Origin of the sequence: Fibrella forsythiae, from assembly GCF_017353175.1 — a bacterium.
Lineage (GTDB): Bacteria > Bacteroidota > Bacteroidia > Cytophagales > Spirosomataceae > Fibrella > Fibrella forsythiae.
Genome location: NZ_JAFMYW010000010.1, coordinates 45,502 through 71,739, shown reverse-complemented (window position 1 = coordinate 71,739; position 26,238 = coordinate 45,502). Strand labels below are relative to the sequence as shown.

Genomic DNA, 26,238 nt, shown 5'->3' with positions numbered 1-26,238 from the left:
AACGCCCACATGGAAACCACACTGAAGGCCCCGACGGCCCCGGCCCTCCCAACGGGGCTGCGGCGATGGGTCATCGTGATCACGGCCGTAACGGCGGCGATCATGGAACTGATCGACACATCGATCGTCAACGTAGGGCTGACCGACATTGCCGGTAGCCTGGGTGCCACCATCGAAGACGCCTCCTGGGTTGTTACGTCATACGGCATTGCCAACGTGATCGTGATCCCGATGACGGGCTTTTTGCAGCGTTATTTTGGCCGCAAGAACTACTATATCGGTTCGATCATCCTGTTTACCATTGCCTCCTACGGCTGCGGTATTGCCCCTGACCTCTGGACACTGGTCTTTTTCCGCTTCCTGCAGGGCGTTGGTGGCGGCGCACTCCTGTCAACCTCGCAGGGCTTGTTGTTCGACGCCTTTCCGCCGCAGCAACGGGCGCTGGCTTCGGCCTTGTTTGGTCTGGGAATCGTGCTCGGCCCAACGTTCGGCCCAACGCTGGGTGGCTACATCATCGATAACTACCACTGGAGCTGGATGTTCTACATCAATATTCCCGTGGGTGTAGCCGCTACCTTCCTAAGCATCCGGTTTATCGATAAAAAAGCCGATGAGTTCAACATCGATCGCTCAGCAATACACATCGACTGGCTGGGCATCTTTCTGCTGGCCGTTAGCGTGGGCGGCCTTCAATACGTGCTTGAACGGGGTGAAGCCGACGACTGGTTCGATAATGAAACGATCCGTTACCTGACCGGAGCCGTGGTTGTTGCCCTTCCCTGGTTTATCTGGTCGCAGCTGCGCGGCACAAGCTCACCGGTCCTCGATCTGCGTGTGCTGAAAAGCCGCAACCTGGCTGTGGGCGCTATTCTGATGTTCATTGTCGGTTACGGTCTGTTTACGTCGGTTTTGCTATACCCGCTGATGGTGCAGCGAGTAGCAGGTTTCACAGCCACGCAAACCGGCCGTCTGCTGATTCCAGGCGGGGCCATTGCGGCGATCTGTTTTCCGCTGGTAGGCCGGTTGCTCGGCAAAGGCGTATCACCGCGCTACATCGTAATGGTTGGGTACGTGGCCTTTGCTACGTTCTGCTTTATCATGTCGACGTTCACGACCGAAACATCTGACGGCTATTATGTGCAGGCACTACTTATTCGGGGCGTTGGCCTGGCGTTCGTGAACGTACCGCTGATCAACTCATCGGTGTCGGGTATGAAGCCGCAGCAATTACCCATGGGTATTGCCATTACCAACATGATGCGGCAACTGGGCGGCGCTTTCGGCGTAGCTATTACAAACACGTACGTTGCCCAGCGGGTGGCCGCTCACCGGGGCGATCTGGTGGCCAATATCACGGCCGAAAACCCACTGGCTACCGAACGAATCAATGGCATGGCCCAAACCCTGACGGCGAAGGGCATGAACGCGATCGACGCCGTTTCGGGTGCCTACCGTACGCTTGATCTGGCCGTTCAGAAGCAGTCGCTCCTGCTGGCCTATCTGGATGCGTTCCGGCTGGCGGGGATGTTCTTCGTTATCTCGTTTCCGCTGCTGTTTCTGCTACGGGCCGTAAAAATGGATGCCGCCACGGCCAAAGCCGCTGCCGATGCAGCCCACTAAAACTGTCAGTCAGTTTACTGTCTTCCGTCTTCCGTTGCTCCGCTAAGGCGCATAACCGCTGCAAAGCAACAGAAGACGGAAGACAGTAAACTGTAAACATCAAAACAATGAAATCACTCCATACTTTTATGCTGCTGCTGGTGCCTTTTCTGGCCATGGCGCAACAACCCCAGGCATTGCCTGCCGACCTAACCACATTGTTACAGCAGGCATCGGCCAATTTTCCGTTGCTGAAACAGCAGGAGCAACAGATTCAGGCGGCTGGCATACAGGCCGATCTGGCCCGAACGGCACTCAAACCGCAAGTGGCAGTTAATGGTACGTACCAGTATATCAACCCCGTTCCGAAAGCAACGCTACCCGTCGATGGCCGGAATGTTGAGTTGCAGTTTCAACCAAATCATAACGTCAATGCCAACGTGTCGGTATCGCAGTCGATCTACGATTTTGGGCGGACCAATGCGGCCGTTCAACGGGCGGGCGATAACCTGCGCATCATACAGCGTCAGCAGGAACTGACCCGCCATAACCTGACCTATCAGGTGGCAGCGGCTTATTACGGCATCGGGTTTATTCAACGCAGCCTGACCGTGCAGGATTCGGTTATTCGCACCGCCGCCAACAATGTCACCATCCTGAGCGCCCGCCTCCAGAACGGCGACGCGTTACAATACGACGTGATTACGCAGCAGGTGCGTCTGAAAACGGCCCAAAACCGGAAGATCGATCTGCAAAATCAACTCGATCGGCAGCGTGCCTTACTGACGTACCTGACCGGCAATACTGACCCGGCGATAGGTGCTGATGCCCGGCAATTTAGCGGCATCATTCAGCCATTTGCACTTGATGGACAGCTTCAGCTGGCTCAGGCTGGAAACAAAGATATTCTGGCCGCTCAGGATCGGGTACAGTTAGCCCAGACCGACATCCGGGTCGATGAACTATCCGGACGGCCCAGTCTGGTAGCGGTTGGCTCTAGCGGTTTCCGGAACGGATACGTACCTGACGTGAATACGCCCCGGTTCAACGTGGCAGCGGGGGTCTCTTTTTCGGCACCGCTTTATGCTGGTGGGCGTTATAAGCTACAGCAGCAAGCCGCAAAAATCAACCTGAATGCCAGCCGCTACGCGGTTGACAATGCCAACGCACAACTTCGGCAGCAACTTGCCCTGCTCAACGCCGACATTGCCGCCAACCAGACCCGACTACAGAATCTGAATACGCAGGTGTTGCAGGCTCGTCAGGCCCTTCAGATTGCCCAAACCCGCCTGCGCAATGGCGTGATTACGGCAGTGGAACTGGAAAGTGCCGAAACCGGTATTGAAGAAGCGCTGCTGGGTCAATTGGCCTTTCAATACCAGTTAGTGCTAAACCAGCTGGAATTGAAGCGGTTAATGGGTGAATCGTTATAAACCTGATCATTAAAAACTCCTAAATTGTGATTTATCGGTTTGTGGTATAGGCAACAAAATCAAGCATTTGGACGTTATCGGAGCAAACACCTTCTTCAAGACGTACTATTTCCATTCACGATAGACAAGCGCTTAACACCATGAAAAATCAGGTCATCAATATCCTCAAAAACTTTGGTATCCAAGAGTCGCAACTGGCTGCTGACGTCCATTTCACCCGCGACCTTGGCCTCGATAGTCTGGATACGGTTGACCTGATCATGCAGTTAGAACAGGAGTTCGGCATCCGTATTCCCGATGAAGACTATACCAAGCTGGCCACCTATGGGGGCGTACTAACGTACCTGGAATGCCAGCATATTTCTGTGGCTGCTTAATTAATACCAACGTACCCAGTTTTACCAAAAAGGGTCTCCAGCCATGTGCCGGAGACCCTTTTTGGTAAAACTGGGTACGTTGGCTGCGACGTAGTTTCCTGCCTTACGGGCCAGGTTGCGTTGAGAAGCATGACGCGCTTTACCTCTTACCCATTGCAAATGCCAATGCCCGGCGTTCGGCGTAACTAAACAGGCTCCGGGGCATCATAAAACCAACGTGACCGCCCAGTTGGGGCGTTTCCAGGAAGAAATTGGGTAGTTGATCGGCCAGCCAAACCGGCGAGCATTCGGGCGAGAGTAAGGGGTCATTCTGGGCGTTGAGCAGTAGCGTAGGTACAGTCAGGTTCTGCATGAAGTTGATAGCCGAGCCCTGTTCATAGAAATCATCGGCATCGCGGTAGCTGTTTACCGGGGCCGAAAACCACTCATCGAAATCTTTCCAGACACGTACCTGCGCTAACCGGGCCATGTTGAGCCGACCGGGGAACAGGGCTGCCTTCCGGGTTATTTTCACGAGAAGCTTCTTCATGAACCGGTTGCGATAGAAGCGGTTCGACGGACGATCGAGCAACGACGCACTCGCTTTCAGATCGACAGGGGCTGAAATGGCAATTACGTTACGAATAGCCAATGGCAGGTTTGCTCCGTGAACACCAGCGTATTTGAGCGAGATATTACCGCCCATGCTGTAGCCCACCAGCACCACATCGTCATACTGTTTCAGGGCAAGCGCATGGGTAATCACCTCATGAATATCGCCAATTTCGCCGTGATTATAAAGCCGGAACGCCCGGTTCATTTCACCGCTGCACGACCGGCAGTTCCAGGCAAGCACGTCGAACTGCTGTTCGTGGAACAGCCGGGCGCTGCCCACTATATAATGGCGACTGCTGTCACCTTCCAGGCCATGTGTTAACACAACCAGCCGTCTGTTTGCTGAGGTGCGGAGCCAATCCAGATCAACGAAGTCGCCGTCTTCGAGCGTCAATCGTTCCCGTTGATAAATTACGCCCGGAATCCGTCGGGTTAAACTGGGTATAATTGTTTGCAGATGAGCATTATATTGAAAACGTGGCGGACCAGGATAGGCCGAAGCAATAACAGGCATTAACTTCTAGTGATTAATCCGTGTTCAGGGAAGACGTAGTCATTTATTATCAGTACGCTTCGCTGTCAGCAGATGGTCATTGATCGTACAACAATAACTGACAGCGAAGCTACACGACAACTTAATCTATGAGTTACGCCAAATACATTTCAGTAGCCCTGGCCAGCATGCTTAAGTTCATTGGCGGCCCGTTGGCGGGTATGGCTTTGAAGCTTAGCTGGCACGAAACGGCTGTTTGTTCGGCCGTAGGTATGATGGCCAGCGTATTGCTGGTGCTTTTTGCGGGATCGGCCATTAACCAGATTCAGGCACGCTACCGAAAAGCCGTACCCCGTTTGTTCTCGAAACGTACCCGACTGGCCGTACGAATCTGGCAACGGGCCGGTTTAACCGGCATTGCGTTATTAACGCCCATTCTTTTAACGCCAATCGGTGGTACTGCGCTCGCCATTTCGTTCCGGGTCCCCATCCCGCGCATTATCCTGGCCATGCTGATGAGCGGCAGTTTCTGGGGAGTGGTGTTATCCTGGGGCATGTACCAGATACCGGGGCTGTTTAAATAAGTCGTACGTGCTCTGCCCTTCTCAACCAGGTGATACAGCAACGCCACTGACGACTTACGTTCTGACTGGCCTACCGACTTACTTCTACTGCTGGCTTGGTTGTTTTCTTACGGAAATCACCACGTGAGAAATGCTTCTCAATCAGGCAATAAAGTAAGATAAAGAAATAACGGCTTCCCATCTCTTTGATCTTCAGCTTCGATTCGCCGTATTTCCGGTTAGTCCAGCTGTTGGGTACTACCTCGTAGCTGTAGCCGCGCACCATCGCCTTCAGGGGCAGTTCTACCGTCAGGTTAAAGTGTGGCGACAGGAATGGCTTGATGCCTTCCATTGTTTCGCGACGGTACAGTTTGAAGGCGTTGGTGGTGTCGTCGTAACGGATGTTCATCATCAGCCGGATGATCATGTTCGCTACCCGGTTAATGACTTTTTTCAGGGCCGGGTAATCGATAACGCTACCGCCTTTCTGCCAGCGTGAGCCAAATACGGCATCGGTGCCGGTGTCGCGCATCTTGTAATAATATTTCACCAGGTCTTCCGGATCATCCGACATATCAGCCATGAATACGGCTACACAATCGCCGGAGAAGCGTTCGAGGCCATAGCGCACCGCATAGCCAAAACCGTTTGGGCCGGGGTTTGTAAAAATCACCAGCGAAGGAATTTCGGCTTGCAGCCCTTGCAGAACGGCCAGCGTATTATCCCTCGAATTATCGTTGGTTACGCAGATTTCGTGATCAATGCCATACTTGGCAAGCGTCTGATACAACGCACGTAGAGTCTCAGAGATAGACTCTTCTTCGTTGTAAGCAGGTATAACTACACTTAGCTTCATGAGTGAGAATTAGGTGACGGACAAAGTTACGCTGGTTTCCAGTGAGATGGCACATCGGGCACGGCCACTTTTATACGTTCCGTTATTTCGTTAGGTAGCGGACCCAGCCGCACTGCCCGACTATGACTGCTTACCTGCTCTTCTGATCGAACACCGGGGATAACGACCGATATGGCCGGGTGGCTCAGGCAGAACCGTACTGCCGCCGCGCTGATACCGCCTTCCAGTTCATTCAGAAAAGCCAGTTGCCGGGCACTATCGAGCAGCCACTGACGGTCACGATCGGGCAGGTAATGCCGGTATTGATCAGTTGGAAAGACGGGGTCCTGCTCCAGGTACGTTGCCTTTAAGAAGCCCGATGCCAGCGGCACCCGCGCAATGAACCGGTAGGCTGTGGCGGCCGGATCGTCCCACAGAACGGTTTCGGCCCGGCGGTCGAGGGCATTATAGATCACTTCCAGCACGGAGCCAAATCCGGCTTCCATTACGCGTCTGGCTCCGTACACAGAACGCGAACTAACCCCGTACGATTTTATTTTTCCGGCCCGAATAAGAGCCTCGAATGGCGCAGGGTCATAGACAGACCAGTCAAACGCATCGGGCGGGCTATGCAGCAGCAGGATATCAAGCGTATCGCGCTGTAACCGGCGCAGGCTGGCGTCAACGGCTTCGGTCAGGTACGTTGGGCTGTAGTCCTGCGTAGGCTGCCCGCTGGCATCCCGACGATTACCGAACTTGGTGCAAATTTCAACAGCCAACGATGCCGACTGATGGTGACCGGCCAGCGCTTGCCCCACCAACGTTTCGGCCTGACCGGCCCCGTAACTATCGGCCGTATCGATGAACCGAACGCCTTCGTCGAGCGCCTGTTGTATAGCCCGAACGGCCTCCTTTTCGTTTACGGCGCCCCAACCCGTTGGCTTATCGCCAACGTAGTTAGGGCCACCCAATTGCCACGTACCTATCCCCAGCCGAGATATGGCTGACGGATAGGTAGTCGTCGCTTCGGCGTCACTCATACTGTCATAGCCGGATCGCTAGTCTGACCGGCAGCCGACAGAATAATTTTACCTTTGATCAGGCTACGCTGACCAGGATATTCAGCAAAGAATGCATTGCGGCCATGCATCACCCGGTCGTCGTGGAAGAAGACGCATTCGCCTTGTTTCAACACAACGGGCATCACAATGCCAGACTCTATAATGCGGGTTTCCAGGAATTTCTGCCAGCGTTCGCACATGTCGAGCACTTCGGGCGAATTTTCTTCCCGGTCGAGGCAGTAATAATTCCAGTTGGCCAGATAACCCTCTTCGTCTTTGTCGAGCGGTTTTCTCACCTTACGCATACCACCTTTCGAGTGCACTACCTCAGTGCGCATCAGTTCGTCGAGCAGGTCGGTAGCACCATCCAGCTGGAGACACTCAACCAGCGTTGGCAGATCAATGAACGTGGTGGCACCACCCAGTTTAGCCTGCGACGCGCTGTAAAAAAAATTCACGGCTACCTCGTCATACAACTCTACATACGAGTCGTCGGTGTGCATTGGCTGCCGCGTGTTGCTCGACCGGTACCGATCAGGAATTTCGGGGTTATAAGTAATATCAATCCAGCGGTTTCCGGTTTGCTGACCGGTTGCGATGTCTTCATCAGCGGCGTGGATTTTGCCGATTGTTTCTGACAGGCGGCTATAGAAGTCGTGGACAGGCAGATCGGGTTTGAAATCAGACAGGTGAACCACTTTGTTGGTTAACACGGCCTGCTTTACGTTTTCAATTGTTTCATCGAGCGTAGTGTACGCTACTTTAGCAAAGAAGTTCATATCGAGCTTGCGTTTCGTTTCGTAAAAATGGTGGATGATAACCCTCTGCTGCCAAGCCACTTCCGGCTCTCAACCTACTTAAACGGTATGCAGGGCGAAGGTAAAAACAAACCGGGTTATTGTCTACCCTGTTCAGGCTTTCAACAGGCGAACCAGCAGGATTTCTAGCAAAAGGAAGGCCAATGCTGCCATTATGCAGTATGGCCATAGATTAGTGCCAAGATTTTCGCGTTCCAGCGCCTGCCCAAAATCACTGTCCTGAATGCTGTCGAAGACCTCTATGTTGGGCTGATTGGCAAATGCCTGACGTAATTCGGCGGGGCTGTAAAAAGCCATCTGCGACTCGGCCCGGCCATGATTCAGGGCGATGATCCGTTCTGTTTGGGGCGCTCCGTTCTCGCCGGTACGTTGCAGTTCGTAATAGCCCGCATCAACCGACTGGCCTGCCGTCAGCTGGTTGGCTTTGGGTAGTTCGAGGATGAGCTGATTGCCCACCACACGCTGCACCGGAATGATTTCCAGCGATTTGTTTTTCAGTTTGTATACCGCCCGATCAGCCGCATTGCCTGCGTTGGCTACTGCCGGAAAAGTCAGCACGTTATCGTCAAACGAGTAGGCAGTACGTTGGGGCCGTACGCTCAGAGCCGCCATTTTGTACATCACCGGCACAAACAGCGCATGTTGGGCCAGATTACCGTAATCGGCGCTGAGCGGGCTGGCCAGGATATAGAGCTGCCCCTGTTGCCCCGCCGTGCCACCGCCCACACGCGACTGTGTCAGGAATGACTGCCCGCTGCGAAGCGTGAGTAGCCGGTCACCGCCATTCCATTGCCAGACAGGCGCAGCCTGCGGCATATTGAGCACCTCCTGCCGGAATCCCTGTTGAAACACATCGGCAAAAAACGGATTACGCCGGTCGGGTTCGGCAACAGGAATCGGGGCGGCATCGGCCGGGCTCACCTGCACGCCAGGTACGTTCAGGCTGCTTAAAAAGGGGCCGTAACTGGCGCCATCAGGGCGGGCGGGTGGAATAACGACCATGCTCCCCCCCTGTTTCACAAACTGATCGAGTTCAGTGCGCAACGTACCTGACACCTGGGAAACGCCTTCGAGCACAACCAGGTCGGTTCCTTTTAGCTGACCAACATCGAAGTTCTGCGCCGAAAATTGCCGGAAGGCGAACAGACTGTCGTTCTCAAAAACAGCCTGGATGTAATCTGGCGTAGTTTTCTGACCGAACAGGTGCAATACCCGAATGGCAGGTGATGCTTCGATGACAAAGTAGTAGTCGTTGTCAAATGTAATGGGCTGATCGTCGAAAAAAACGCGGCCCCGGTGAAAGCCTTTTTTGGTGACGTTTACTGTCAGCGTTACATCGCTGGTGCCGTTGGCAGGCAGATTGACGGAGGCCGTAGAAGCCTGTACGTCATCGAGATAAAGCCGAATGGGCAGGTTCTGTACTGCCTCCTTCCCGCTGTTGTGCAACCGAACGTTCAGGCTATTGTTCTGCATTTCGCGCACAAACGGCGTTGTGAGCCAGACGGAGTCAACGGCCACGTTGCGTTCTGCCTGCGCCGTGACGGGCACCACGAACAAGCGGTCGGCCGTGTCTATTTTCAGGCGGCGAAGATCGCCAGCCGTGCTTTTCTGAAAGTCTGAAAACCAGAACAACTGATGGGTGCCGCCGCGCCCCGTACTGGCCAGCAAGTTACGCTGACGGCGGTATACGGCCTCCAGCGTGCGTGGTGTATGGGCTAGTTTCACAGACGCCAGCCGATCGCGGATGGCTTCGGCCGTAGCCGTCTGCTGCTCATCGGCTGAGAAATCGTTCGTCAACAGTTGCAACGACGTAGCGTTCCTGAACAGAGTGAGCAACTGATCGAGTTTACTTACGGCGATATCGATGTAGCGGCGGTGCGGAGCGTTGTTGGCCTCTTCGTTCTGCATACTGAACGAATTATCAATATACAGACTGGTAGCGCCCTGCCGTGATAAGCCAAGGCTGCTTTTCGACGGAATGAACGGCTGCGCAAAAGCGGCCACCAGGGCGGCCAGAAACAGGCAGCGAGCCAGCAGGATCAGCCAGTCGCGTAGCCGCCGGAACGACCGCGTGGTCGTTTGTACCGTTTGCAACAGGGCTACGTTGGTAAAGTAAACCCGACGGGTACGCCGAAAATTGAATAAATGGATGGCAATCGGAACCGCAAGGGCCAGCAATCCCCACAAAAACGACGGAAATAGGAAACTCATAGAGGCGTAACGCTTTCAAGCCCCAAGTTAGGGTGCTAAGGGGTAGAACAGTCACCATTTTAAACAGGATTACGGGATTGGACAGGATTTCTTAGTGAAAAGGCCCCAGTCTATCCCGTAATCCTGTTTAAAATGCTCGTTTAGCCTTTACCCTTTCAAAATGGTATGCCCCATTTTATCACGCTTCGTTGTCATGTAGCGCAGGTTGTGGGGGTTAGTTGGCATTTCGAGCGGTACTGTCTCTACAATTTCCAGACCGTAACCCATCAGGCCGGCTCGCTTTTTCGGATTATTTGAAATTAACCGTAGCTTGTGCACGTCCAGATCGCGAAGGATCTGCGCACCGACGCCATAATCGCGGGCATCCATTGGCAGGCCAAGGTCCAGGTTGGCTTCAACCGTGTCGCGGCCGCTTTCCTGTAACTTATAGGCTCTCAGCTTATTGAGCAGACCAATACCGCGCCCTTCCTGAAACATGTAGAGTACTACGCCTTTGCCTTCGCGCTCCACCATTTCCATCGACGCGTGTAACTGGGCACCGCAATCGCAGCGGCATGAGCCAAAAATATCGCCGGTAACGCAGGATGAATGAACACGGACCAGCACTGGCTCGCCGGGTTCCCATTTGCCCTTGATCAGGGCCAGATGGGTATCATCGGTATCGTTCTGGCGGTAGGCTATCAGATCGAAGTGCCCCCATTCGGTGGGCATATCAACGCCGATTTCGCGTTTGATGAGGGTTTCTTTGCGCAGACGATACGAGATCAGGTCCTGGATGCTGACCAGTTTCATGTTGAAGCGGTCGGCCATGATACGTAACTGTGGCAGGCGGGCCATGGTACCATCTTCGTTCAGCACTTCGATGAGTACGCCCGCAGGCTGCAAACCGGCCAGCAGTGCCAGATCAATAGCCGCTTCGGTATGCCCTGCCCGACGGATCACGCCTCCATCAACCGCCCGTAGCGGAAAAATATGGCCCGGTCGCCCCAGATCATCCGGCACCGTGGCCGGATCAACAAGGGCGCGGATGGTCTTGGCGCGGTCAGACGCCGAGATGCCGGTGGTGCAACCATGACCCAGCAAATCGACCGAAACGGTGAACGGCGTTGTGTGTACGGAGGTATTGCTGGTCACCATCATGTCGAGGCCCAGTTCGCGGCAACGCTGATCGGTTAGGGGAGCGCACATCAGTCCGCGCCCTTCTTTTACCATAAAATTAACCATTTCGGGGGTAACCAGCTCCGCGGCGCAGATCATATCCCCTTCATTCTCACGATCTTCGTCATCGACAACCAGTACAATTTTACCGGCACGGATATCGGCGATGGCTTCTTCTATTCGATCTAACTGGCTAGTGCCCGTATCTTTGTCCATAGGTAATTGGAATTGGCAGTGCTTTTTGGCGAGTTATTTGCTCCATTTTATATCACCACTATCCACTAAGTTAGAAAACTCTGTCCGGCAAAGATACGTTTCGTCAGATGCGCGAAAACACCGGGAATTGCGTTAAGGGTAAAGATCAACGAGGAAGTAGCTACGAAACAACACTATACCGTGAATGGATTCTGGAACAGGCAATGGCGCTTACTGGCGCTACTTATAACCCTGTCAGTCAATACACTACCAAGTTTGGCACAAAATTTCTGCCCAACATCAACCACGGCAGAAACGGGTGGCTTCACGGTCCAACCGCAGGTATGCGCTGGCAAACCCGTTACAATCACAGGCGTACCTGCTTCACTGGCAAACATCAGGTACGTGTATCAGTACAGTGGAAATGGCATACCGGGTGGTGTGGCTACTACCAGCTACATTTATACAAACCCAGGCAGTTACACTATTTTACAGGTTGCGGCCGGTAGCAATGCTACAGGTACGTTCGCCTGCCGGGTAGTAGAAGTGCTGCCAGTCGCCCTCGTTTCGTTTAGTACAACAACCTGCTCTAATGGCGTTGTCAGGCTTACGTACAAGTTAGACGCTGAAACAATTCGCTATAATTTCCTGTCGATCAACTGGGGTGACGGCACGCCCACGTCTACTGTTGTTCTTAATGGATCAACGACTACGGGAACAATTACTCATACTTACACAGGGACCGCAGTCAATTATGTTGTCCAGGTATCCGGCTCTTATACCAATGCCTGTACGAGCGTTCCGGCTGTGCAGAACGTTAAGTTACAGACAACGTCAGTTGTTGATCCGAACATTCTGGCGCTGACATCTGATGCGACAAAAGCAACTGTCGATTTTCAGGGGCCAGACGGGTACAGCCTGGAACTCTACCAGAAAGATGCGGGCGGCATCTATGCGCCAACCGGGCTGACAGGTACGTCGGGCGGCAGCTTTTCGATTCCAGCCAACCCAGCCACTGCGAATTGCTTCCAGCTGGTGGCCAAAGATGCCTGCGGAGGGTCTGAACGGCGCTCTACCGAAGTTTGCAGCCTGGTCATCACCGGCACGGCCGAAGACAAGCAGAACGTACTTAAGTGGCAACCCTATGCTGGCAAAGGTGGCACTTTCGATACCTATCGTGTTTATAGAAATAGTGGTCCGCCTATCTTCTCAGCCCGGAACCAGGCGATAAATGCATACACAGATATTGGCAATATCACCTGCAACAAATCGTACTGTTACATTCTGGAGGCCATTATAAGAAACACGACGACGTCGCCAACAACGGTTCGGTCAATGTCTACCTGCGTATCTGGTTCCGATAACGGCTCCGTGGTATCACCTACGTCGGCTTATGTATCGGTGCAACCGAACGGGGTAAACGTACAGGCTACTCTGCCTACACTGGGTTTGCCTTCGCCATACACACTCGTCATTACCCGGGCCGATGGGGCCGGTAGCGCTTTCAATCCGTTGGGTATTGGCGACGACCGATCTTATCTGGATGCTACAGCGCAGACAAACAGCCAGAGTTATTGCTACCAGGTAGCCATTCGTAATTCGTGCGGGGCGTTGTCGAAACCAACCGCACCAGCCTGCACTATACTGCTGACAAAGAACCCTAATGGGTCAATCAGCTGGACATCGGCCTCCCCCTATTCCAATGAGCCACCCCAGAACTATCAGGTCATTTTCATTGATCCGGTTACGGGCGCTTCCGATAAAAAGTCGCTTGGCAATGTAACCACCTACCAGCCCGACCCCGACAGTCAGGTTACCCAATACCAAATTGCCGCGATCAACAAAGCGGGTATCGAAAGCTATTCGAACCCGGCAGAGGTGGAGCTTGGCCTGCGTGTATTTGTGCCAAACGCGTTTACACCCAATGGCGATGCGCAAAATCAATCGTTTATGGCTAAAGGCCTGATGGCTTTCTGGGATACGTTCGAGATGACGGTCTACAGCCGCTGGGGCGATGTGGTCTACAACAGCACCGACAAAAACACCACCGGCTGGAACGGCGAGGTAAACGGCAGCCCGGCCACATCGGGTTATTACGGATACCGGATCCGCGTAATTGATTCAACGGGCCGTGCTTTTGAACGAACCGGGCAGGTATTGCTGATTCGGTAAACCGGTTTGCGATCTTTGTGGTTAGTTGTCTACAAATAGACATTGCACCTACTCTTATGTTTGGTAACCTCGGAGATATGATGGGCATGATGGGAAAGATGAAGGAAATTCAGTCCCGCATGAAAACCGCCCAGGATAGTTTAAGTACCCTCTCGGCCACCGGCGAGTCGGGGGCTGGTATGGTTCGCGCCACCGTTAACGGCCAGAAACAGCTGACCAGTCTGGTTATCGATCCCGATCTGGTCAAATCGGGCGACGACCGGGAGATGTTGCAGGACCTGGTTGTTGCTGCTACGAACAAGGCAATGGAAAACATTGAGCCGATCATCAAAGCCCATTTACAACAGGCCACCGAAGGTCTGCTGCCCAATATTCCGGGCCTGGACCTGGGAAGCATGATGGGGTAAAAAGTAGTTGTAAGTCGATTGTCATCAGTCAATAGTCGCGCTGCTGTGTCAAACAACGTACCTCAGCAGTGCGCCTATTGACTTACGACGATCGACTTACGACGTTTATCGACTTACGACTACTTTATGTCTTCCCTTGCTGTAGTTATCCTGAATTATAATGGCCGGGGCTTTCTCTCCCGGTTTTTACCCGCCGTTGTTGATCATGCCGATGGTGCTATCATTTATGTAGCCGATAACGGAAGCACCGACGGTTCGGTGGCCCTCCTTCGTGGGCAGTTCCCAGCCGTTCAGGTGATCGAGTTGCCTGTCAACGAAGGCTATGCCGGTGGCTACAATACAGCACTGGCCCACATTCGGGATACCGCCCCTGTTCCCTTCACCTATTACTGCCTGCTCAACTCCGACGTGGCCGTAACACCTGGCTGGATCAGGCCTGTCTTGACCCTGCTCGATACGCACCCGCGTGTGGCGGCTTGTCAGCCTAAACTGCTTGCCTACGACCAGCCCACGCAGTTTGAGTATGCGGGCGGGGCAGGCGGCTACCTCGACTGGCTGGGCTTTGCTTTTTGCCGGGGTCGACTGTTCGATACTCTCGAAACCGATACGGGTCAATACAACGACAATCGGCCGGTATTCTGGGCTTCAGGAGCCTGCCTATTCGTCAGAGCGTCTGTTTTTCATCAGCTGGGCGGATTCGATCCGGCCTTTTTCGCCCATATGGAGGAGATCGACTGGTGCTGGCGGGCGCAACGGCACAGCCACGAAATCTGGACCTGTGGCGAGTCGGTCGTTCATCACGTCGGGGCAGGTACGTTGGCGAAGACCAATCCGAAGAAGACGTACCTGAATTACCGGAACAGCCTGGCTATGCTGTATAAGAATCTGCCCGGTGGTAGTCCCTGGGGTTTATTATTGCTCCGTTTAATGGTCGACGGACTCTCGGCGGGGCCGTTGCTGCTGCGCGGCGAATGGGCGTCTATCTGGGCTATCCTTCGGGCTCATTTCGCTTTTTATGGCTGGCTGAGTCGGTCCGACGCTTCGGGGTTGCGCGGTCAGCGGAGTCAGTTGGCTCAGACAGCAACGACGGCGGTACCGCTTTTCCCGATGAGCATTATCTGGCAGTATTTCGCGAAAGGCAAGCGCCGCTTTTCAGAGTTATAACGCTTGAAGCGGGAAACTGCTTTACCCCTGTTGCAGAATGGGCCGAACGTCGATATGGCTTTGGTGGTACACCAGCGAATGTGGTTCTACACTTTCGGTGAGCCAGACGTTCCCGCCAATGATTGAATCATGACCAACCACCGTGTGTCCGCCAAGGATGGTGGCGTTGGCATAGATCACCACGTTGTCTTCGATGGTTGGGTGGCGTTTTTTCTGGGCCAGTGATTTGGCCACGTGTGTTGCGCCCAAGGTTACGCCCTGATACACCCGCACATTCTCGCCGATGATGGTTGTTTCGCCAATGACCACACCAGTACCATGATCGATAAAAAACGACGCACCAATGGTAGCTCCGGGGTGAATATCGATTCCCGTCTGGCCATGCGCATATTCCGTGAGCATCCGGGGTAGCAACGGCACTTCGGCTTTTAGCAGCACATTGGCAATTCGATATACGGCAATGGCGTAGAAACCGGGGTACACGGCTATTACCTCTTCGATGCTGATGGCCGCCGGATCATTGTCGGCAATGGCTTTGGCATCGAGCAGCAGGTTATCATGAATGGCCGGGAGCTCGTCGAAAAAGCGCAGAGCAACGGCTTCTGCCCGCGTGTTCAGGTTGGGTTGAAGCGGGTGCAACAGGCACAGCAACTGATCGTTGAGGCGTTGGTATGTTTCACCGGCATTGGCCGTAGCCGACTGGCAATCCTGAGTGACAGGAAACAGCAAACGCATCAGTTGATCGATAAACCGGCCGGCGTCGGGGCGCGAAGGCAGGCGATATTGATAGTGCTGCTGTTGCGCAGACAAACGGTTCAGGAAAGCAACGAGCGGAGTAGACATACGTAAATACAGTGGCTAATCTGCCCCAATCTGGGGCAGCAACCCAACAATCCAGCTTACTTTGTTTACGGAAGGGTCAGGAGCAAAATACCCCTAATCAACTGATTGGCGAACAAAAGGCAGGCCAAATAGTTCGTCTTGGCGAATTGGCCTGCCTTTTGTCTTCGCGTAGAGGCAATCCAGCTTCTACAGTCATGATTTATAAAACCCTAAGTATCTTATTGTATTCTTTGGCAGCTACCTCTGGCTTCTCATATTTTGTGTCGATGATGTGTTCATCACCGGCCGAGTTGACCAGCACAACGTCTGAGAAAGCGCCGACCGCCATTGCCATTACAACCGCCGATGCGCACCCCGGCCTCAAATTCGATGCGCCCGTAGAATACACCTACGCCAATGACGGTACCAACCGGATGTTTGTGGTTGAGCAGGCCGGAAAGATCAAGGTAATTGACCAGGCTACCGGCGCTAAATCGGCCGATACGTACCTGGACATTAAAAATAAAGTGGGCTACGGCGGCGAAATGGGCTTATTGGGGCTGGCCTTTCACCCGAACTTCAGGCAGAACGGTTATTTCTTCGTCAATTACACAAAAAATAATCCGCGCGAAACAGTCATCAGCCGGTTCAAAGCCAGTTCAGCCAATGCCCGTCAGGTCGATCCGGCTTCGGAGGTAGTGCTGTTTACGTTCAAGCAACCCTACTCAAATCATAATGGCGGTAAGGTGGCCTTCGGACCAGATGGCTACCTGTACATTGCCACGGGCGACGGCGGCAGCGGTGGAGACCCGCAGAACAATGCGCAGAACCGGGCAAGCCTGCTTGGCAAAATATTGCGTATTGATGTAAACGGAAAAGACAAAGGCCAGTACGGCATCCCGTCCGACAATCCGTACAAGGCAAATAAGGAAGGATTTCAGGAAGAGATTTACGCCTATGGATTGCGAAACCCCTGGCGGTTTAGCTTCGATAAACAAGGCAAGCTGTGGACCGGCGACGTGGGTCAGAACGAGATTGAAGAGATCGACGTGGTGACGAAAGGCGGCAACTACGGCTGGCGTATCCGCGAAGGAAATGCCGGTTATAAACAAAATGAAAAAGCCGCCGATCAACTGATCGAACCGATTCATACCTACACCCACGCCAACGGCGATCTGTCGGTTACGGGTGGATACGTTTATGAAGGAAAAGCAGTACCGGCTCTGGCCGGGAAGTACATTTATGCCGATTATGTGAGCGGCCGGGTGTGGGCGTTGACGCCTACCGGTGCGAACAAAGCTACGAATCAGCTCATCTCTGAACGGGCTGGTACTATATCGGCTTTCGGGGAAGACCGCTCCGGTGAACTGTACCTCTGCGACCATGCTGAGGGGCGAATTCTGAAACTGGCAAAGTAGCGTCATTCGCAGCACAGGACATACCTGCGCGCATGTTACTGCTGTAAATTTATGGATGAGCCCCACCGCAACAAGCGGTGGGGCTCAATTTGTTAATGTAGCAAGCGATCTGAATAGCTTGCGGCAGTCACTCAATGAAACAAAGGCAATCTGTGCGTTCCATAGGTCTAATAAAGGTGTGAATAGAAACGGAAAGCAAAGGCACTGCGAAGCCATATGGGCACAGATTAACTTCCTGATAAAAGTATATACTTGATGTTCATATGTATTCGTTAACATATTCCTTTTTTGTTCCTTTATTTATTCCTTACCTATCCTCTCTGCTCTTCTTTTTTGTTTCCGCACTAAAAATCTTCGCTGTATGACTGAACATGAAATGCAGAACTTAAAAGAACACATCAGGAAGAAATACGACGCATACCGTTTAGCCAAGCCGGGAAAATATCCGGCGCTTAAATTCAATAGCTACCCAGCCTCCTACGAGCACCTCCGGAATTCGTTTAAAGAAGAGTTCGACAAGCTGGGAAATGCCGATATGCAGGAAGCACTCGCGGCGATTCCCAGCGCAAAGACCTGGGCAAAAATCTTTCATGATGGATACATCCTTAGGGATGAAAAAATCCTCAATACCTGCTATTTGTACGTATGGGGCACGCCAAGAGATACTGCCAGTGGAGCGTTAGAGAAAACGGACGTACCTACGGCAATGCCCGAAGCCCAAACTTCCCTTGGCTGGACTACCCGACGCAGCCTGCTGGTAGCCGGTTTGGCAATTGGCATAGGGGGGCTCATTTACGTAGTCAGCCGCCAACTGACTGATGAATTAGTTATCAGTAACCCTGCCAACGGTATGGTTGTGCCCAGGCTCATGGTTGTTGAAGGCAAAGCCAGCAATGCAGAAGTTGTCTGGCCCATTGTGCATCCGATACGAAGCCGCACTCACGCCAACCCAATCGACGAATACTATGTTCAGGACCCAATTAGAGTAGCTAAAGACGGAACCTGGAAAGGAATAGTGTATATAGGCGGGCCTAATAAAACACACGTTGGCATTCGGTATCAGTTGCGTGTTTTCATCAATCCCGCCAAACCGCTACTAGACGAACAGCTCATTTATTCCTGGCCCAGGGCAGAGCGTGCGTCGAGCGCGGTTGAGATTGAGCGGGGGCCACAGGAGATACTGCTGCCTATCCCGTAATACGTATTTTGCCGCCTGCACCATACCTGATGGTACCCTGCACCTGCGCCGATCGTACCGACACAACATCACTGAGCGTGACAACATGACCAGCATTGACTCTGATTTTTTCGCCGGACATTGGCACGCGGCCAACTGTCCAGGTGGTGGGGCTGTTCCATGGCCCTGAGGTCAGGGTTTCACAGACGTCGGAAAACAGCGAGATCGTGGGGAAATTGTGAAGCAACAGGTTGTCGGCTTTAGCGCGGCCCGTTTCAAACCAGTCGTTGAGCAGATCGGCGTAGATTCGGCGAAAATCGATTTGCATCTTCACGTCTTTATTGCCACCGTAACTCTCGATCAGGTCAGACAGGTTAGGGTTTGTTCCGATTACCTGGTGCCGTACCGACGAGCCAAAGACGAACTGCGGAGCAGCTACACCATGGTCGGTTCCGTTTGATGCATTGGCATTTGCCCTCCGTCCAAAATCAGAGAAGGTCATACCCACTACGCGGTCCTGGGTTCCCTGCAGGCGAAGGTCTTCCTGAAAGGCATAGAGCGCATCAGACACTTTGCCCAGCAGATCAGCGTGAGGGCCCGTTACCGGGCTATTGACAATCTGGCCTGAATGGGTATCGAAACCACCCAGCGCAACAAAGAAAATCTTGGTTTTCAAGCCACCATGAATCAACCGCGCTACAATTTTCAGCTGTTCGGCCAGGCTGTTGTTCATATTCTCCAACGGATACGTACCCAGCGTCTGCCCGGCATCGAACGCATTTTTGATCTCGCCCGCATACCCCACGGCCAGCGCCTGCTGAAGCCGGATAAACGAAATCAACGTACCCGCGTCGCCGCCGGGTATATCGTTGGGCGAAGTGGGTTCGCCCGCACCAACCAACTGATAAAACGCCTCAGGGTCGTTAATGGCCACCCCCATCGACTGCTGGCTGCCCAACAGCGCCGTTGACGTCAGGTATCCGATCTGAATGGCCAGCGGGTCTTCCATCTGCTCATTCGGGAAACCAACCGGATAGCCCGGAAAACGGTCTTCCAGATACCGGCCTGCCCAGCCCGTTGTCAGGCTAACATCAGCATTGGCGGCGGTCATCCAGATATCAGTTGAGCGGAAATGCGATTGATCAGGGTTAGGGTAGGATACCGAATTGATCACCGTCAGTCTACCGTCGTTATAGAGGTTCCGCATCCCCGTCATGGCCGGATGAAAGGCCATTTTATCTGTCCCCTGGAGCCGCAGCAGGCTATTTTCGGGTAGTGCAATAGGGCTCCGCAGGGTGTTGTAGGTCGGGAGCTGGTCGAGCGGAATCACCGTGTTCAGCCCGTCGTTGCCGCCGTTCAGATACACGATGACCAACACCCGGTCAGTATTGACCGCGCCCGACTGCATCAGCGACTGCACAAGCGCCGACTGACGGGTCATGGCTTTCAACCCGAACCCATTCAGCATAACCGGTACCGTAAAGGCCGTTGAAGCGGCCAGAAAATCTCTGCGAGTCATAGGAAGAGAGTCGATAGTCGGGGAGTCGATAGCCGCGCTGCCAGGTTCGATACGCGCCTTAGCAGCGTAGCTATCGACTCCCCGACTATCGACTTGTTTTAAAACACATGGTATTCAGCAAGTCGAAGCGTGTACCGCATCAGGTTTTGCAATCGCCAGGTCACGCTGTTCTGTCGCCAGCTCAATTCGCCGGAGTTGGTTATCAGGGCCGTCCGGTAGGCATTCCATTCAAACCCCCAGGATGTTCGTGGCAGGCTATTCATCATGATCGTGTCGATTAGAAAATCCTTCTGTCTCTGGAACAGGTCGGTGGCAAACAGATCAGCAATAAAAGCCGCCAATATCGTTTCACACGTGATGGCAGGCGTCCCTGAGGGGTTGGTGGCGCTGGGTACGTTGTTAAAATCGGCCTGGAGCGATGTAGCCCAGGCCAGCACATCGATTCCCATATTGTAGCCGGGTTTCACTTCGAGCCACCGCCAGATCAGCGCATCGGTAAATTCGTTGCGCATGGCAATCGTGGTTGTATTCATCCAGTTTTTCGAGTAACCCGTCTGGTAATATGGCTCATACCCGAAAACCGTAGGCTGATCGAGGGTATTCATCTGAAGCTGGTCCATCCGCCACTGCATGAAGTCCAGCAGTTTGCCAAAGGCAACATAGTCGGTCGTCATGTCCGGAATTGGCTGACCGAAAAACCGGATTGACCCGACAATCAATTCGGCGGGTGATTTCACGATACAGCCCCGGTTGGCAGCTTCGAAAAAATGCTGGCTCGTCAGCAGTTTTACCACTACCGGCTGAATGGCAAAGTCATTGGCCGGCGACGCAAAAAACAGGGCCAGCGGCACAATGACGGTGTCTTCAATTGCCTGCGTAACATGCGGATTCACATACCAGCGGTACAGTTTCCGGCAGATAAACCGGGCCGTTTGCGGGTGCGCCAGCAGCATCGCCACCAGGTCTGTCAGTTCCTGATCGCCAGCCGTGGCGGTTGACCGGCCCGTAATACGTGTGTTATTATAATGGCTCGAAAATAGTTTATCGGTTGTGTCGTGCCGGCTAACGGTAAAGGTTGTTTCGAAGGATGTTGAGCCTTCTGTCCAGAAGTTGGTATAGTTCCAGCCGGTCAGTATCCGTGCCGCCGCTTTCACATCCTCTTCAGTGTAGTTTTTAGTACCGGCGAAATCAACGGCACCAACGGTGAACAGCTCCTGTAGTTCGCGGGCGTAGTTTTCGTTAGGGCTTCCGGCTTCATTTTCGTTGCCGTTCAGAAAGCGCAACATGGCCGGATCTTTGCTCACGGCAATGACCAGGCTACGGAAATTGCCAAGTGCATTGTTTCGCAACAATCGCAGATACCGGTCCACAAACCGATAATCGTCGACCACAGTGCGGGTAGTGACGAAGTGATTCTGCCAGAACATGGTCAGTTTATCGAGCAGCGCGGGGGCGCCGGTTTGCTGGCTCATGATGCCCAGCCACCAGTATTTGATGGCGTAGCCAAACTGAAAGTTCCGGCCACCGTTGAACGGCTTATCCAGAAACGGCTCACCAGCTCCCGGTTGGTTTTCGTCCAGTTCAACCGGTGGTGGTGGATTGTAATTACCGTTGGTGATCAGGCTCTGCACGGCCTGGGCGGCAGTTTGGCCAACCAGTGCCGTTATTTCCGCGGGCGTTGGGCCAAACGTAGCCCGGCGTAGCAAATGGGCTGCCGTTGCGCGGGTGAGCGGAACGGTATATGGATCTAAAACGGCCATTTAAACAGGTAAGTCACAGCGCCAGTCAAGTCAGCTGATCAGGCTGTAGCCAACACCAGTCACTCACAGGCCAATTCCGTCAGCCTGCGAAGACCAACGTATCTGATTATGCACCAACTTACATGCCAGTTTTGAATCGTTATTTGTTTTTTTAAGTAGTAATTCGCTTAATCTTCATTACCCTTAATTCTATCCCCCCAAAGTACCACAATTAACTGTTTATCTTTAGGTTAAGTACACGAAAACAACAACTTCGTCTTACAAACAGCAGAGTATTTTTTCTCAATTTACATTGTACCGGATCGGCTATCCATAAAGCAGGATTCTTTGGCATGATATACTATTCGTTTATAAACAAAACGGGTAGACTATGTCTTCACAGCCTACCCGACAAACGCAGTATTGCCTGCTTATGATTCGTATAACAACTTCCGGTCAACGGTTGGCGGAAGTGAACCGCGGCGGATGAGTTTCAGCGCCGCCAGGTTAGACCCCGCCCCGGCACACTCGGCGGGTGTACAGCCATCGAGCCAGGCAGTAAGGAAACCAGCCCAATACGCATCACCCGCCCCGGTAGCATCAACAACCGACAATGGTTTTCCGGGTGTCTCTACCACACTTTCTCCGTTGTTGGTCGATACAATACTGCCCTTCGCTCCCAATGTCAGGCAGACCAGCCTGGCCCCCATTCGGTGAAAATCGGAACATACCTGCTCAGGCGTTTGGGGCGAGCCATACAGCCGTTCGGCATCATCTTCGCTCAGTTTTACCAACGTACCCAGCGAGCAATAATCGGTTAATACCTGCCAGGCATTATCACGGTCGGACCAGATACTGGGCGCATAATTGGCATCGATGCTTATCTGCGCACCGGCAACGGAAGCACGGCGGGCCGCATCAACAATGGTTTGCTGAGCCGGATTACGGCTGAGGGCAAAGCAAGTGGTATGAAACAGCGCCGTCTGATCGAGCAATTGATTGGGCAAATGCTCGGGCTGAATCATGCAATCGGCGGTGCGATACGCAATGAAATCGGGCGTTCCTTTCGTTCGCGATACCACCACGATACTTGTGGGCTCGGTTGGCTCAATAACAACGTGACTCACATCGATACCGGTTTCAGCTACTTTCTGGATGAGAAAAGCGCCCAGATTATCGTCGCCAACGCACGACACCAACGCGGCCTGATTGCCCAACCGGGCCATATTTGCGGCCATATTGGCTGGCGATCCGCCCTGAAACCGGGTAAAATCAGCGGCATCGAACAGGCTTTCCGAGAAATTTTGTCCAATGAAATCGGCCAGCAATTCGCCAACAGAAAGAATGAGTTGTTTCGATGTAAGGATCATAGGGACAGGGTGCTAAAAGCTCCGTGTTGGTTTGCTGCCAACTCAAGCGAATTCACGAAAATAGGGCTGTTTTCAACGCGCCAATTCGGTGAGGTAAAAAATAAACGGCAACGTACCCAGCGTTCTGGTGAACAAAGTCGTCTTTGTCTGAAACAGGATTTACTCAACAGATATGACACTGACAAAACGATTACAGACAAGTATTCGGCAGTTGCTGGTACTGAGTTTCCTACTGGGGTCAACCAGCCATTGTACCCAGCAGGCTGTAGAGAAAAAAGCCGCTGGCCCTTGCCGGATCAAGCAGATTGACGAGAAAGCAACGGTACGGCAGGCGAACAAGACACTTGAAGAAACCACTGATCAGACCATTTACGAGTACGACGGGCAAGGCAGAATCAGCCGTGTGGCCCGTCATTATGAGAAACGGTTGGCTGGGCAGTCGGCCGTAGTGTACAGCTACGCAGAGAACACCAGTTATGTGTATGACGACGCCGGCTTTCTGACCGCGCAGTCGTCTGACGCTCACTGGTCGCCCAGCGACGGCCCAACCAGCACGAATACACGCACCTCACAGTATACATACGCCTATACAAATGGCCGGTTGACTCAACAGATCAATCGGCAGACAAATCCCTACGGTTTACAGACCCGAACAGCCAGCACATACAAATATGACGCAACTGGCTCGTTAACTACCCGGACAGACGAAACAACGTACCCGGTTATTCCAGCTTCAGCACCAGAAAAGCCTGCTTCTGCTACTGGCAGCACGGCAGAATGGACGTATCAAAATGGCAAGACGATCGATTATGTTGAAAGACAGGGCGGGGTCGACGTGCATCCATACGCGTTCCAGAACGGATTTCTTCAGACGCAGACGGGCGCCAATTACCGTTCAGTTTTTACCTACGATAGCCAGGGGCACCGGATAAAACAGGAGTTCTGGGTCAATGACCAGTTGCATTCGTACACAGACTACACCTATGCTCAGGCCCAGTTACCACCGGGATTGCCCCCCGGCAATTTCAACGGGTTTCCAACTGTAGTGAACATAGCCGGTGTGCCTGGTGTAATGAGCGCATCTACCCATTATGATACCTTTTCAACAGGGCCGCTCATGAAAGCCAGCAATTCGCAGGTACAGCTTAAACTGACAAATGCAGGTTATGTACAATCATCTGATCAGGTGACAACTACCTATCAGAATGCGGCGGGTACGGTATTAAGCCAGCTAACGTCTACAACAACCTACACCCTCGACGGATCTTGTGACTAACGCCGCCACTGTCAGCCTGATTGATGGTTGCCGACGGGGGAAGGAAGCAGCTATGAGCGCGTTTTATGAACGTTTCTACCCGTATGCGTTGTCGGTATGCCTGGCTTATGCCGACAATCGCGAAGATGCCCGTGAGTTGCTCAATGATGGATTCATGAAAGTATTCAGGCGTATTGGTGAATTGAAAAGCGAAGCTGCCCTTAAACCCTGGCTGCGCACGATCATGGTCAATACGGCCATTGACCATTACAGACGAACGACGAAAACCCCTACTGTTTCGACCGAACAGATTGAACAGCTGGTGGCTGAACCATACCAGAACGACGAGGCTATTCTGGCTCAACTGTCGGCCGATCATATTCTGGATATGATTCACCGCCTTCCCCCAGCCTATCGCATGGTGTTTAGCCTGTATGTACTGGAAGGTTTCTCGCACCACGACATTGCCGATCAGCTGCGCATCGCGGAAAGTACCTCGCGTGCTCACCTCACCGAAGCCAATCGATTATTGCGCCGCGCTTTAGCTTCACAAACGCATCATACCCATGAACAGCACCGACGATAAATCACTGCACGACTGGGTACGTCAATCGCTGAAAGACTACCAGCCAGCCTATCAACCTGAGGATTGGCTGGTGATCCGACGGCAAGTGCGTCGGCGCAAGTGGCGTACGGGGCTCCTTATAAGTAGCCTGTTACTCCTGATGGGCACCGCTGGGTATATCGTGGATCTATCTATTGCTGATACCCCACCCAGGCCCCGCTCAACCAGTCGACAGACAGGTACGTTAGCTGCTGTTTGTTCACCAGGCCGGGAAAGGCTTATCAAGCTTTCTTCTCCGAAACGGCAACCAGCCAGCGTTATACCAAAGAAGCCAGTACACACATCGCCGAGTGCAACAACGGTGGCAGACGCCCAACCTGAACGAGTCGTAACGCCACCACCATCAGGCGCTCAGGTACGTCCTGTTCTCGGCGTTATTCAACCGGTCAGGCAGTGGCCAGCGGTTACGTTTCGTACGTTATCTCCGTTTGAAATGGACCTCGAGAAAAAGCTGGTGTCGGGCGACATCGGGGCCGATTCGACCGTATTTGCGGCGCTAACCCGCAATTTGCGCCGTTGGCCAAATGCCGTAGTTGTTTGTGATCTTACAACCAGCATGGACCCTTTCGCCGCGCAGATTTACGCCTGGTTCCGGCATAATAGCCAAAGCCCCCAGATTCAGGGGACGGTCTTTTACACAGACTGCGACAGCCTGGGGCAGGAGACCCGCCCCAACGGGCCGGCCGGCATGTTCTTCGTCACTCGTGAGCGCGAGCCTCGCCGAGCTTTACCTACTTTGCTGGCCGCTGCCCGCAATACACTCAACAATCGCCTTAATGCAGAAAATGTGGTTGAGGCGTTACAGTTCGCTCATCGGGAGTTTCCTAAAGCGCAGCATCTGATTCTTATTGCCGATAACGAGAGTGGTGTTAAAGACATGGCACTGTTGCCCAGCCTTAACGTACCCGTCCATATTATCGCCTGCGATACCCAGTCCGGGCATGACTACGCGTTTGAACCGGATCAATTCCGGATCGCCCAACATACCAACGGCAGCCTGCACACCCTCGATGATGACATTGACCCGGGTAAGCTTACCAATAGCACTTTCGTTCGGTTAGGGTCAACTTACTACAGGTACGTTACTCGCAGGGGCCGGTTCATGAAAACAAACTACAGACACCGCCCCATCCGTGTGTTGGGCCTGCACTGGTAGAGCACAGAAAAGCCCGGCTTGCTGGCCGGGCTTTTCTGTGAACGTCAGGTACGTTCTATCAACAGCCATAGATCAGA

At 53.2% G+C, this 26,238-nt stretch carries 22 protein-coding genes; 12 read left to right on the top strand and 10 right to left on the bottom strand.

Annotation, left to right across the window (positions count from 1 at the left end; translation table 11 throughout):
* The first annotated feature begins 9 nt into the window (after nt 1-9).
* The 3 genes from J2I46_RS26245 to J2I46_RS26235 all read left to right on the top strand — a co-directional run bounded on the left by J2I46_RS26245 (nt 10) and on the right by J2I46_RS26235 (nt 3,409).
* Nucleotides 10-1,620, top strand: a complete 1,611-nt coding sequence (locus J2I46_RS26245) for a DHA2 family efflux MFS transporter permease subunit (protein ID WP_207332066.1) — start codon at nt 10-12, stop codon at nt 1,618-1,620.
* 107 nt (nt 1,621-1,727) lie between these two features.
* Entirely contained in the window at nt 1,728-3,032 is a 1,305-nt protein-coding gene (locus J2I46_RS26240) for a TolC family protein (RefSeq protein WP_207332065.1), read from the top strand.
* A gap of 140 nt (nt 3,033-3,172) precedes the next feature.
* Nucleotides 3,173-3,409, top strand: coding sequence for an acyl carrier protein (locus tag J2I46_RS26235; protein WP_207332064.1), 237 nt, complete (start codon nt 3,173-3,175; stop codon nt 3,407-3,409).
* Between the two features lie 139 nt (nt 3,410-3,548).
* Here J2I46_RS26235 and J2I46_RS26230 read toward each other — a convergent pair whose 3' ends face one another.
* The gene (locus J2I46_RS26230) at nt 3,549-4,517 is read right to left on the bottom strand and encodes a YheT family hydrolase (RefSeq protein WP_207332063.1); all 969 of its coding nucleotides are present in this window, start codon (nt 4,515-4,517) and stop codon (nt 3,549-3,551) included.
* Nucleotides 4,518-4,645: 128 nt separating this feature from the next.
* On the opposite strand from J2I46_RS26230, the gene J2I46_RS26225 reads away from it, so the two are divergent.
* Entirely contained in the window at nt 4,646-5,080 is a 435-nt protein-coding gene (locus J2I46_RS26225; protein ID WP_207332062.1) for a hypothetical protein, read from the top strand.
* Nucleotides 5,081-5,150: 70 nt separating this feature from the next.
* Here the strand turns inward: J2I46_RS26225 and J2I46_RS26220 are convergent, their stop codons facing one another.
* From J2I46_RS26220 to J2I46_RS26200, 5 genes are all read right to left on the bottom strand, one after another.
* A complete protein-coding gene (locus J2I46_RS26220) occupies nt 5,151-5,915 on the bottom strand; it encodes a glycosyltransferase family 2 protein (RefSeq protein ID WP_207332061.1) in 765 nt (254 codons plus the stop codon).
* Between the two features lie 26 nt (nt 5,916-5,941).
* A complete protein-coding gene (locus tag J2I46_RS26215; protein WP_229379960.1) occupies nt 5,942-6,934 on the bottom strand; it encodes an aldo/keto reductase in 993 nt (330 codons plus the stop codon).
* On the bottom strand, nt 6,931-7,734 hold the full coding sequence (locus J2I46_RS26210) for a TauD/TfdA family dioxygenase (protein ID WP_207332060.1): 804 nt from the start codon (nt 7,732-7,734) through the stop codon (nt 6,931-6,933). Before J2I46_RS26210 ends, J2I46_RS26215 begins: the two co-directional genes overlap by 4 nt.
* 132 nt (nt 7,735-7,866) lie before the next feature.
* Nucleotides 7,867-9,984, bottom strand: a complete 2,118-nt coding sequence (locus J2I46_RS26205) for a BatA domain-containing protein (RefSeq protein WP_207332059.1) — start codon at nt 9,982-9,984, stop codon at nt 7,867-7,869.
* A gap of 147 nt (nt 9,985-10,131) precedes the next feature.
* Complete coding sequence (locus J2I46_RS26200) at nt 10,132-11,358, bottom strand: bifunctional 3,4-dihydroxy-2-butanone-4-phosphate synthase/GTP cyclohydrolase II (RefSeq protein WP_207332058.1); 1,227 nt, start codon at nt 11,356-11,358, stop codon at nt 10,132-10,134.
* Nucleotides 11,359-11,613: 255 nt separating this feature from the next.
* Here J2I46_RS26200 and J2I46_RS26195 point away from each other — a divergent pair, with 255 nt between their 5' ends.
* From J2I46_RS26195 to J2I46_RS26185, 3 genes are all read left to right on the top strand, one after another.
* Nucleotides 11,614-13,509, top strand: coding sequence for a T9SS type B sorting domain-containing protein (locus tag J2I46_RS26195; RefSeq protein WP_207332057.1), 1,896 nt, complete (start codon nt 11,614-11,616; stop codon nt 13,507-13,509).
* A gap of 56 nt (nt 13,510-13,565) precedes the next feature.
* Nucleotides 13,566-13,916, top strand: a complete 351-nt coding sequence (locus tag J2I46_RS26190; protein ID WP_207332056.1) for a YbaB/EbfC family nucleoid-associated protein — start codon at nt 13,566-13,568, stop codon at nt 13,914-13,916.
* 126 nt (nt 13,917-14,042) lie between these two features.
* Nucleotides 14,043-15,080: a glycosyltransferase family 2 protein gene (locus J2I46_RS26185; RefSeq protein WP_207332055.1), complete on the top strand. Its 1,038-nt coding sequence runs from the start codon at nt 14,043-14,045 to the stop codon at nt 15,078-15,080.
* A 21-nt stretch (nt 15,081-15,101) separates the two neighbouring features.
* Here J2I46_RS26185 and epsC read toward each other — a convergent pair whose 3' ends face one another.
* Complete coding sequence (epsC, locus tag J2I46_RS26180) at nt 15,102-15,923, bottom strand: serine O-acetyltransferase EpsC (RefSeq protein ID WP_207332054.1); 822 nt, start codon at nt 15,921-15,923, stop codon at nt 15,102-15,104.
* Nucleotides 15,924-16,117: 194 nt separating this feature from the next.
* Here epsC and J2I46_RS26175 point away from each other — a divergent pair, with 194 nt between their 5' ends.
* Together J2I46_RS26175 and J2I46_RS26170 are read left to right on the top strand one after the other, a co-directional pair.
* A complete protein-coding gene (locus J2I46_RS26175) occupies nt 16,118-17,320 on the top strand; it encodes a PQQ-dependent sugar dehydrogenase (RefSeq protein WP_207332053.1) in 1,203 nt (400 codons plus the stop codon).
* Between the two features lie 361 nt (nt 17,321-17,681).
* Complete coding sequence (locus J2I46_RS26170) at nt 17,682-18,518, top strand: hypothetical protein (RefSeq protein ID WP_207332052.1); 837 nt, start codon at nt 17,682-17,684, stop codon at nt 18,516-18,518.
* Here J2I46_RS26170 and J2I46_RS26165 read toward each other — a convergent pair.
* The 3 genes from J2I46_RS26165 to J2I46_RS26155 form a co-directional block, all read right to left on the bottom strand.
* Nucleotides 18,508-20,016: a DUF1501 domain-containing protein gene (locus J2I46_RS26165; RefSeq protein ID WP_207332051.1), complete on the bottom strand. Its 1,509-nt coding sequence runs from the start codon at nt 20,014-20,016 to the stop codon at nt 18,508-18,510. The two genes, J2I46_RS26170 and J2I46_RS26165, sit on opposite strands and share 11 nt — an antisense overlap.
* 98 nt (nt 20,017-20,114) lie before the next feature.
* Nucleotides 20,115-21,776, bottom strand: coding sequence for a DUF1800 domain-containing protein (locus tag J2I46_RS26160; RefSeq protein WP_207332050.1), 1,662 nt, complete (start codon nt 21,774-21,776; stop codon nt 20,115-20,117).
* A 410-nt stretch (nt 21,777-22,186) separates the two neighbouring features.
* Nucleotides 22,187-23,125, bottom strand: a complete 939-nt coding sequence (locus J2I46_RS26155) for a carbohydrate kinase family protein (protein ID WP_207332049.1) — start codon at nt 23,123-23,125, stop codon at nt 22,187-22,189.
* A 172-nt stretch (nt 23,126-23,297) separates the two neighbouring features.
* On the opposite strand from J2I46_RS26155, the gene J2I46_RS26150 reads away from it, so the two are divergent.
* Genes J2I46_RS26150 through J2I46_RS26140 form a run of 3 tightly spaced genes read left to right on the top strand, consistent with a single transcriptional unit; the run spans nt 23,298 to nt 26,161 of the window.
* A complete protein-coding gene (locus J2I46_RS26150; protein WP_207332048.1) occupies nt 23,298-24,401 on the top strand; it encodes a hypothetical protein in 1,104 nt (367 codons plus the stop codon).
* Nucleotides 24,394-24,966: an RNA polymerase sigma factor gene (locus J2I46_RS26145; protein WP_207332047.1), complete on the top strand. Its 573-nt coding sequence runs from the start codon at nt 24,394-24,396 to the stop codon at nt 24,964-24,966. Before J2I46_RS26150 ends, J2I46_RS26145 begins: the two co-directional genes overlap by 8 nt.
* The gene (locus tag J2I46_RS26140; protein ID WP_207332046.1) at nt 24,947-26,161 is read left to right on the top strand and encodes a hypothetical protein; all 1,215 of its coding nucleotides are present in this window, start codon (nt 24,947-24,949) and stop codon (nt 26,159-26,161) included. Before J2I46_RS26145 ends, J2I46_RS26140 begins: the two co-directional genes overlap by 20 nt.
* Nucleotides 26,162-26,238: the final 77 nt, after the last annotated feature.